The organism is Ignavibacteriales bacterium (assembly GCA_026390815.1).
Classification (GTDB): Bacteria; Bacteroidota; Ignavibacteria; order Ignavibacteriales; family SURF-24; genus JAPLFH01.
Genome location: JAPLFH010000054.1, coordinates 135,505 through 145,343 on the forward strand (window position 1 = coordinate 135,505; position 9,839 = coordinate 145,343).

5 protein-coding genes are annotated in these 9,839 nt (G+C 34.1%); 2 read left to right on the plus strand and 3 right to left on the minus strand.

Annotated features, from left to right (window positions below; all coding sequences use genetic code 11):
• Positions 1-181 precede the first annotated feature (181 nt).
• On the minus strand, positions 182-3,595 hold the full coding sequence (locus NTX22_16620) for an FG-GAP-like repeat-containing protein (GenBank protein ID MCX6152152.1): 3,414 nt from the start codon (positions 3,593-3,595) through the stop codon (positions 182-184).
• A 72-nt stretch (positions 3,596-3,667) separates the two neighbouring features.
• Entirely contained in the window at positions 3,668-3,883 is a 216-nt protein-coding gene (locus NTX22_16625; protein MCX6152153.1) for a PGPGW domain-containing protein, read from the minus strand.
• 218 nt (positions 3,884-4,101) lie between these two features.
• Between NTX22_16625 and NTX22_16630 the strand changes: the two genes are divergently transcribed.
• A complete protein-coding gene (locus NTX22_16630) occupies positions 4,102-7,365 on the plus strand; it encodes a glycosyl hydrolase (GenBank protein ID MCX6152154.1) in 3,264 nt (1,087 codons plus the stop codon).
• Positions 7,366-7,746: 381 nt separating this feature from the next.
• On the plus strand, positions 7,747-9,075 hold the full coding sequence (locus NTX22_16635) for a UDP-glucose/GDP-mannose dehydrogenase family protein (GenBank protein MCX6152155.1): 1,329 nt from the start codon (positions 7,747-7,749) through the stop codon (positions 9,073-9,075).
• Between the two features lie 51 nt (positions 9,076-9,126).
• Here the strand turns inward: NTX22_16635 and NTX22_16640 are convergent, their stop codons facing one another.
• Positions 9,127-9,537: a hypothetical protein gene (locus NTX22_16640; protein ID MCX6152156.1), complete on the minus strand. Its 411-nt coding sequence runs from the start codon at positions 9,535-9,537 to the stop codon at positions 9,127-9,129.
• Positions 9,538-9,839 lie beyond the last annotated feature (302 nt).

Here is a 9,839-nt window from a genome sequence, read left to right on the forward strand (position 1 = left end):
ATTTTTAAGATTATAAAAATAAGTCATTGAAAACTTCTTGAACATCGATTAAAAGTATTTGAATTAAATACTTCAGGTTAAATTTCAAACCAATTCTTTTGAACCATTGTATTCTTAAATAATCGGAAATTTATAATATTTCAAAACAACAGATAAAATTTTAGAATAATATTCATACAAATCAATAACGCATTTGCGTCATTTGTCTGGTAAATGTAATCCTTGTACCAACGTTTGGGTTAGAACTAATTGTTATTTCTCCTTCAATTTCTTTTGCACGATGAAACATGTTTTTTAATCCATTACCGTGCAAAACTTTTGATGATCTTGGTAATGTATTATTACTATTTGAAGTTATAGTTAATTTTATATCAGATAAACCAACTCCGTTATCTTCAAGCTCCATCTCCAGCAAGTGGTTTTTTATTCCCGATTTGAAATTAACTAAAGTTGCTCTAGAGTGTTTTGCAATATTGTTTATTGCTTCTTTGAAGATTAGATAAATATTTCTTCTCAAATCTTCTGAAAGAATAATTTCATTTTCAAGTCTAATCATTTCAAAGTGATATTCTATTGAATTTGTTTTGCAGGTTTCGCTAATAAGCAACCGGATGCGAAGCAGAAGATCCTCCAGTTTATCATTCTGTGGAGAGACAGTCCAAACTAGATCAGTAATTGAATCCGATGCCTCTATTATTAATGAATTAATTTTAGCTGCAACATCTGCTTGATCGTTTGATGTATTTGTTAAGGATCGTTTAAGAGCTTCCGAATAAATTCCAGCGCTGCTTAATGTAGAAGCTAAATCATCGTGTAAATCTCTTGCAATTCTATCCCGTGTTACCTGCTTTTCCTGCCTGGAGATTTTTACAAGAACATATCGTTCGTAAACAAGGTGAATAAGTGAAAGTAAAACAATTACTGATATTAATGGTAATACAGTGGAAAAGAAAAAACTTTCGTAAAAATAAATTCCAGTTTGTAATGAATAAGTAAGTAGTATTATTCCATGATAAAAAACTTGAGTCAGTTTTGACCATTTATATCTTTTTTTGCCCCGGAAACCGGATGCAAAGATTAACAAACCAATTACCAGCGATTTTGCAAATTCAAAATGAGTTCTTGGGCATGTAATAAATCTTTTTGCCGCTTTAGAAAAACGTGTTAGTGTTCTATCAAATCCATCTTCCTCGCTTATGTTTAAGCGTATGCCTGCAGAAATATGCTTAAAGATTTTTCTTATTCCACTTGATGGAAAATAAACTACCAGATCGTAAAACGAGGTATCACTTACTCCAAAGTGAATCTCCTTTGAATTAAACGATCCGTATCCGCTTCCACCATTTATTTCTCTAAATCCCAATAAACTATTCTTATCATTTAAGTAACCTGATTTGTACAACCACACTTTAGTTCCAATTGCATCTCGGTTGCTTTTTGTTCCGCTAAAATTAACGATCAGAAAATTTTTATTATTGATGTTGTTAATAAAAAGTGTACTGTTTCCGTTAATATAATTCCCAACGTAAAGGTCAACATCACCATCATTATCAATATCTCCAACAGCAGTTCCTGTGCTGTATCCACTTAGCTGCGCATCGAATTTAGTTGTAATCGGAATAAATTTTTTACCATTTATATTTTTATATAAAACGTTATCGCCAACATTTGCCACATAAAGATCCAGAAATCCATCGTTATCAAAATCTGCAAAACTTGCTCCATAGCTAAGCATTGTATCAATACCGATTATTTTTGAAGTTAGGTCAGTAAAATTTCCTTTTCCATCATTCAAATAAAACCGGTTGGATGCTTTTCTATTTGTTACAAATAAATCCAGGTCACCATCATTATCAATATCAGCAAAGACCACAGCATTACTTTTTGCAAAAATTTCTCCGCCAATATTTTGGCTTTGAGTAATATCAATAAATATTACTCCCTGGTTTTTGTTCGTTTCGTTCCTGTAAAGTAGATTTTTACCATACCAGTTTGCAACATATAAATCCAAGTCGCCGTCGCCATCAATATCTCCAAAGGAAGCGCCCATTCCACCAAAGTTGGAATTTAATCCGGCTCTTTCAGTTACATCTGTAAAATATCCATTACCATCATTCAAGTATAACCGATTTGAAGTATTTTCATTAGTAACAAAAAGATCGAGATCACCATCATTATCTACATCTCCAAATATTGCGGAATTGCTTCTTTCCTTTTCACCTGCAGCACGATTTTTTTCTTCAGATACATTTCTAAAGAATCCTGTACCATCATTTAAAAAAAGTTTATTAGTACTGGTTAGACTGCAAAGATACAAATCAGGTGAACTATTATTGTCAACGTCAGCAATACCTACACCAAGGTAAAGATCAGAAGCACCCAACATATTTACACCACCCAATACTCCGTTTATACCCCGGGGAGCGGCTTCTTCAAAAAAGTCAATCTTTTTTGTATTTCCCAATTTGTCTGAACTTATTGTGCTTTTATTTACGTAGAAACGATTTGGATCGAAAATGCAAACAGCATATATGTCTTTCAATCCATCACCATTCAGGTCTTCCATTGCAATACCATATTCATCATTAACTTCTCTGCCAAAAGGATAAACAACCATCTGATCAAATCCATAATCTTGTATGCGTTTGGAATTAAAATTAGTTTGCGTGTAGTGAAGGATTGTTCCTCTATCACCAACAGCCCAGCCTTCATATTCATTTAACATCTGGATATAAAAAAGTGATTCGTTGGCAGGTGAATTAATTTTTTGCCATCCTTCTAAAGTATAATGGAGAATCAATCCACTGGATCCTACAGCCCAAATGTTATGTTGATTAATTACGTAAAGATGGTTTATGTTGTTTAGTAAATTATTTTTAGAATGAAATTCCGGCTTTAGATTATTAACTAAATACAGTTCATCATCAGCTAATATCCAACCACTCTGTACAGTATTAAAATGAAAGGTGTTGACTTTTTTTCCCGCAAGTTCTTGCTTCCAGTTTTTTCCATCATAAAAATAAAGAGTATGATTTGCTAATTGAATCCAAACTCTTGATTCATTATCACCAAAAATGTTAAGAATTCGTTCTGAAAAATGCGGATACGAATATTTTTTCCATCTCTTTCCATCAAAGAAAGCTAATTCACCATCACCACCAATCCAGCCATAAGCATCCTTAAAAAAATTCAAGGATTCAATTTGATTGGCAAATGGATTGTAAAATTTCTTCCAAAGCTTACCATCAAAATGAAAAAGCTCTGATTCATTTGTAAATGTAGTATTGGTCATCCAGAAATTATTTTCTTCAGCAATAAACAATTTATATATTGCTTTTCTTGGCAGCCCTTTGTTAGAAATTACCCATTCAATTCCATCAAATTCAAGCAAATATCTTCCACCAATGTAGCCTTTGCTGGAAGAAAACATTTTGATGTAATTGAGCTGGTTCTTAGATGGTGATTCTAATAATTGCCATGAAAGTTCTTGCTGTTTAGCATCAACTTTTTGAATGCTTTTCTTAAATTCTTCATTTAAGAAAGGCTTAGTAAAGAAAACCAAATTTATAGTTAGCAGTATGTAGAATATATTCATCTGAAAAGATTATTTTGAAAGCGAAGATATTAAAAATTAAATGAATAGGGAAGTTTAATTTAAAGAGTGTAGTTAAAATATTTTGCTTTTTGGCTTTAGTTTTTCTTTAACTTTTTCCAGTATTTTCTTAGCCCATAAAAACTCACTGCCAAGAATTGCCAGTCCCGCTGGTATAACAATTATGGCAGGTCCTGGTAATACAATCATCGCAATTCCAATTAACAATACTGTAAAACCAACAACACCAATTATTATTTTCTTTATTTGTTTCAGACTTTTAGTTACCATTTACAAGTACACCCGAATGTTTCAAGCCTGGTATTAAGTTAATGGTAATGCTTTGAATTTCCAATTATTCTTCAAAAGGAAAAAATCAAGGATAAACGGTTATAACTTCTCACTAAAGATTACTATTTTAAAACTATTAAATATGGTAAAAAGCAATTCGGAATATTTATGATTGTTGAATTTGTAAGGAAACAATCATTCAATTAAATGGAGTAATAATGAAAAAATATTTAGCTACAATTTTACTTGTACTTTCCCTTTGTTCTGTTTCCGTAATGGCAGAAAAGGCGGATACAACAAAGAAAGATCCTTTAAATACTTCAAAATTTGGTGGATTGAAATTCAGAAGCATTGGTCCCGCATTTACTTCCGGAAGGATAGCGGACTTTGCTGTTAATCCAAAGAACCACAGCGAATATTATGTGGCTTCCGCAAGCGGGCATGTTTGGAAGACAATTAATGCTGGAACTACTTTCGAACCGGTATTTGATAATTGCAATTCATATTCAATCGGCTGCGTTGTTATTGATCCAAACAATTCTAATGTAGTTTGGGTTGGAACCGGGGAAAACAATCATCAGCGGGCTTTAGGATATGGTGATGGCGTTTATAAAAGTATTGATGGCGGAAAAAGTTTTAAAAATATGGGATTGAAAGATTCGCGTCAGATTGGCGGAATAGTAATCGATCCAAGAAATTCCAATGTTGTTTATGTTGCAGCGGAAGGTTCTGTTTGGGGACCGGGCGGTGATAGAGGTTTATTTAAATCAGTTGATGGTGGTAAGACCTGGAAGAAAGCTCTAAACATAAGCGAAAATACCGGAGTGAATAATATTGTTTTCGATCCAAGAGATCCTAATGTTCTTTATGCAACTTCAGAACAAAGAAGAAGGCATGTTTATACGAAAATAAATGGTGGACCAGAATCGGCGGTTTATAAATCAATTGATGCTGGCGAGACTTGGGAAAAAATCATGAGCGGTCTACCTACTGTGGATATTGGTGGAACTGGAATTGCAGTTTCTCCGGTTAATCCGGATTATGTTTACATTATTGTTGAAGCGGCTGAAGGCAAAAGTGGATTCTTTCGCTCAACTAACCGGGGAGCAAGCTGGGATAAAATGAGCGATCATGTAGCGCAGGGGCAATATTACAATGAGATTTATTGCGACCCAAAAGATGTAGAAAAAGTTTATTCAGTTGAAACAATTACAAACGTTACAGAAGACGGTGGGAAAACATGGAAATCACTTGGTAATAATTCCCGTCACGTTGATGATCATGCATTATGGATTGATCCTGATGATACAAAACATTTCTTAATCGGTGGTGATGGAGGAGTTTATGAATCATTTGATGGTGGAAAAAATTATGTCTTCAAATCAAATTTACCTGTAACCCAACTATACCGTGTTAATGTCGATAACTCAGAACCGTTCTATTATGTTTATGGTGGTACGCAGGATAATAACAGCTTCGGCGGTCCTTCCCGAACCATTAATGCAGATGGAATTGTAAACGGTGATTGGTTTGTAACAAATGGCGGCGATGGTTTTTGGACAGCAATTGATCCTACTAATCCAAATATTGTTTATGCAGAAGCTCAATATGGAAATATGGTTCGTTATGACAAGAAGAGCGGTGAAGTGATTGATATCCGTCCTGAACCACGCAAAGGTGAGCTTACATATAAATGGAATTGGGACACACCGTTGATTATCAGTGCACATTCACCATCTCGTTTATATTGCGCAGCTAATAAAATTTTTAGAAGCGATGATCATGGCGATACCTGGGAAGTTATTAGCGATGATTTAACAAGACAACTTGATAGAAACACCTGGCAGGTTATGGGAAAATATTGGAGCGTTGATGCGGTTTCTAAAGATGTTTCAACTTCACTTTTCGGAGAAATTGTTTCTCTGGTGGAATCACCTGTAAAAGAAAATTTAATTTATGCAGGAACTGATGATGGCTTGATTCAGGTTTCAGAAGATGCTAAAACCTGGACTAAGACAGAGAAATTTCCTGGTGTTCCGGAATACACCTACGTAAGTGATATTCTTGCGGATAAGTTTAATGAGAATATTGTTTATGCTGCATTTAATAATCATCTGCGGGATGATTTTAAACCATATCTTTTAAAGAGTAATGATAAAGGAAAATCCTGGGAATCAATTGCTGGTAATCTACCTGCAAACGGAATGGTTCATTCAATTGAACAGGATTTTATAAATCCAAATCTTCTTTTTGTAGGAACTGAATTTGGATTCTATTTTAGTTTTGATGGCGGCGAGAAGTGGATTCAACTGAAATCCGGTTTACCGGCAATTCCTGTCAGAGATATTGCAATTCAAAAAAGAGAAAATGATATTGTGATTGCAACATTCGGTAGAGGTTTTTACATATTGGATAATTATTCTCCTCTGCGTGAAGTAACAAAAGAACTTTTCGAGAAAGATGCCTATCTTTTTCCAATAAAAGATGCTCTGATGTACATTCCTAAATGGGAAAGATATGGACAGGGATCAACTTACTACAAAGCCCCCAATCCGGAATTTGGAGCAACCTTTAGTTATTACTTTAAGGAGGTTCCAAAAACTTTAAAACAAATTCGCAAAGAAAAAGAGAAGGATTTGTTCAAAGATGGAAAACCCATTCCGCAGCCAACCTATGCTGAATTGCAAACAGAGGAAAAAGAAATAGCTCCATATTTTATTTTTACAATAATGGATGAAACAGGAAATGTCGTTCGTAAAATAAATTCCGAAGCTAAAGATGGAATTAACAGAATAGTGTGGGATTTAAAATATGAAAGTGCTCAGCCAATCAATTTGAAGGATGATAAATTTGATCCGGTTGCAAAAGGTAACAGTGGATTACTTGCTATGCCCGGGAATTATAAAGTTGCTATGGCTTTGGTTACAAGGGAAGGAATAAAGGAACTGATTGCCCCAACTACTTTTAATACAACTGTTCTGAACAACACTACTTTACCAGCAGCCAACAGGGCAGAAGTTGTTACCTTCCAGAAAAAAGCAATGGAACTTGGAAGTATCATAATAGGAACACAAAAATATACGGAAGAACTTGTAAAACGAGTGGAATTTATTAAGCAGGCATTGAACAACACACCATCTGTAAAACCGGATTTGTTGCAACGTGCTGAGCAAATTTCCAAAGATTTGGATGATGTTTTATTTGCTTATAATGGTCAACCATCAAAAGCAAGTGCAGAGGAAGTTCCTCCTCAGGCTGTTCCTTTGAATAACAGGTTGGGAACAATGATCTATACTCAGTGGGTTTCTACTTCTAATGTAACACTTAACCAGAAACGATCTTATGAAATTCTTCAACAAGAATTTCCACCGATCCTTGAAAAAGTTAAGAAGATTGAAAGCGAAGGAATAAAACCACTTGAGGCTGAATTAGATAAAGCCGGTGCACCCTGGACACCTGGTCGTTTACCATCCTTGAGATAGTTTATTAAATATTCCTGATTATCAGGATATTCCAACATTAAAACTGGAAGACATTGAGCAGAGAAAATTTTTCATTTGCATATGTCTTCCAGTTAATTTTAAGTTATAGTGAAATCTAAGAAGCTTTGGGGATGTAGGTATAAAGGTATATTGGTATAGGGTATAAAGTACACCGAGAACCTTACTATATACCTGTATACCCATATACCACTATACCTACATCCTGAAAACCACTTACTATTTGGCATAAACGTAAGAATTAGTGGTCTCACTTCTGAGGATTGACATGAAACTAAACCATAAAACAATTTCTATTAGTCTGAATAATTATTATTTTTGTCCACAGTATTAGTGCGCCACAAAATTTTCAAGGGAGGTTAAATGAATATTTCTGTAATAGGGACCGGGTATGTCGGGCTGGTTTCCGGTACCTGCTTTGCCGAGATGGGGAATCAAGTTATCTGCGTGGATAATAACCCGGATAAATTAAAAAAACTTCTTGATGCTGAACTTACAATGTATGAACCAGGATTAGAAATATTATTCTTACGAAATATTGCCAAGAGAAGGTTAGCATTTACATCCGATCTGAAAGAAGCGGTTGCTAAATCAGAAATTATTTTTCTTAGTCTACCAACACCACAAGGTGGAGATGGCGCAGCCGATCTTCAATATGTTCTGGGAGTTGCTGATGAAATTGGTAAGATAATGAAAGAAGAAAGTATTACGGATTTTAAAGTGATTGTAAATAAAAGTACAGTTCCGGTTGGTACTGCAAACAGAGTTGAATCTGCAATTAAAAAGTATGGTGTATCTAACTTTGATGTTGTTTCAAATCCTGAATTTTTACGCGAAGGTTTTGCAGTTGAAGATTTTATGAAGCCAGATAGAATAGTTATTGGAACTAACAATCCGGATTCAATGATAAAAATGAAAGCATTGTATGAACCTTTCGTGCGGCAGGGAAATCCAATTATTGAAATGGATACTGCAAGTTCTGAAGTAACAAAGTATGCTGCAAATTCTTACCTGGCTATGCGGATTACTTATATGAACGAACTGGCAAATTTTTGTGAAAACGTTGGAGCGAATGTAGACCTTGTAAGGAAAGGTATGGGCACAGATACAAGAATTGGAAAACGATTTTTATTTGCTGGAATTGGATATGGCGGTTCTTGTTTTCCTAAAGATGTAAATGCACTTATCAAATCATCTCTGGATGCCAATTCTGAAATGAAAATACTTTCTGTTGTTGATAAGGTGAACAAAGAACAAAAATTAGTTTTAGTGAAGAAAGTCCTCAAATATTTTGATGATAATATACAAGGAAAACATTTTGCAATCTGGGGATTAGCATTTAAACCAAACACAGATGATATGAGAGATGCTCCCTCGCTTGTAATTATTAATGAGCTACTGAAGAACGGGGCAACAATTACAGCTTATGATCCAGCCGCAATGGAAACCACAAAATATTTTTTAAGTGATAAGATTACTTATGCACAGGATGAATATACCGCGCTTGACAATGCCGATGCATTACTGATTCTAACTGAATGGAACGAGTTCAGAAATCCTGATTTTGAAATTCTTAAATCCAAATTAAAAAATCATGTAATCTTTGATGGAAGAAATATTTTTAATCCCGAAAAGTTGAAGGAGATTAATTTTACTTATTTCAGTATTGGTCGTGTACCTGTAAACCATTAATAATTTATAAACCTTCAGGTTCATAATTGATCCTGAAGGTTTACCTCTTGCTTATTTCTTTTCCTTTTTAATTTCATATTTATAAAGATGATAACCTGCTAAAGCAACAGCAGCCCCAACTTGTACCATTCCCATTATTTGTTGAAAAGTAGTTGGTCTGGATTGTTGATAATTCAAAGTCAATTGCTGCAGTAAATCATCCCTGTTAAGTGAAATTAAATAGTTTTTATCCCCAGCCATACTTAGTGGAATGAATGAATTAGATGTAGTATAGTTTTCATTAAACCCGAGCAGGTTACTTTGAAACGAAAAAGTATTTGTAAACAACTTGAATGATTGAACTGGTATAATAAGTTTTTTTTCATTCTCACTTTTTATCCGGGAGGAATCTTGATTTTCCTGGCAGAAATTAGTTGATGAGAAAAGAAAAAGGATAATTAGAAATTTTATAAGACTTTTCATTTGTAATTCTATACTTATTGAATGAAACTTATAAAAAAAAATGAAGAAAATCATTTTACAAAAGGAAAAATATTATTTGGCTTTGATATTGGATTTGGCGACTTCAATTTCTAAATCTCATTCTTATTCTTGATCCTGATCTTCACTACCCTCCATCATAACGTAAATATTTTTTTTAAACCTTACATAAAATCTTTCCGGACATTCCTAGAATTATTCTGGATTAGTAATAACTTGTTGCGGGTTTCTCCAAAACTTACAGGACTTTCCCAAAATCTTTCCGGGTAAATTTTGAAACTTCC

Bases quoted from the DNA above. Each gene is read 5' to 3' on its own strand.
- NTX22_16625 (MCX6152153.1), bottom strand. From the start codon at position 3,883: ATGGTAACTAAAAGTCTGAAACAAATAAAGAAAATAATAATTGGTGTT.
- NTX22_16630 (MCX6152154.1), top strand. From the start codon at position 4,102: ATGAAAAAATATTTAGCTACAATTTTACTTGTACTTTCCCTTTGTTCT.
- NTX22_16635 (MCX6152155.1), top strand. From the start codon at position 7,747: ATGAATATTTCTGTAATAGGGACCGGGTATGTCGGGCTGGTTTCCGGT.
- NTX22_16620 (MCX6152152.1), bottom strand. From the start codon at position 3,595: ATGAATATATTCTACATACTGCTAACTATAAATTTGGTTTTCTTTACT.
- NTX22_16640 (MCX6152156.1), bottom strand. From the start codon at position 9,537: ATGAAAAGTCTTATAAAATTTCTAATTATCCTTTTTCTTTTCTCATCA.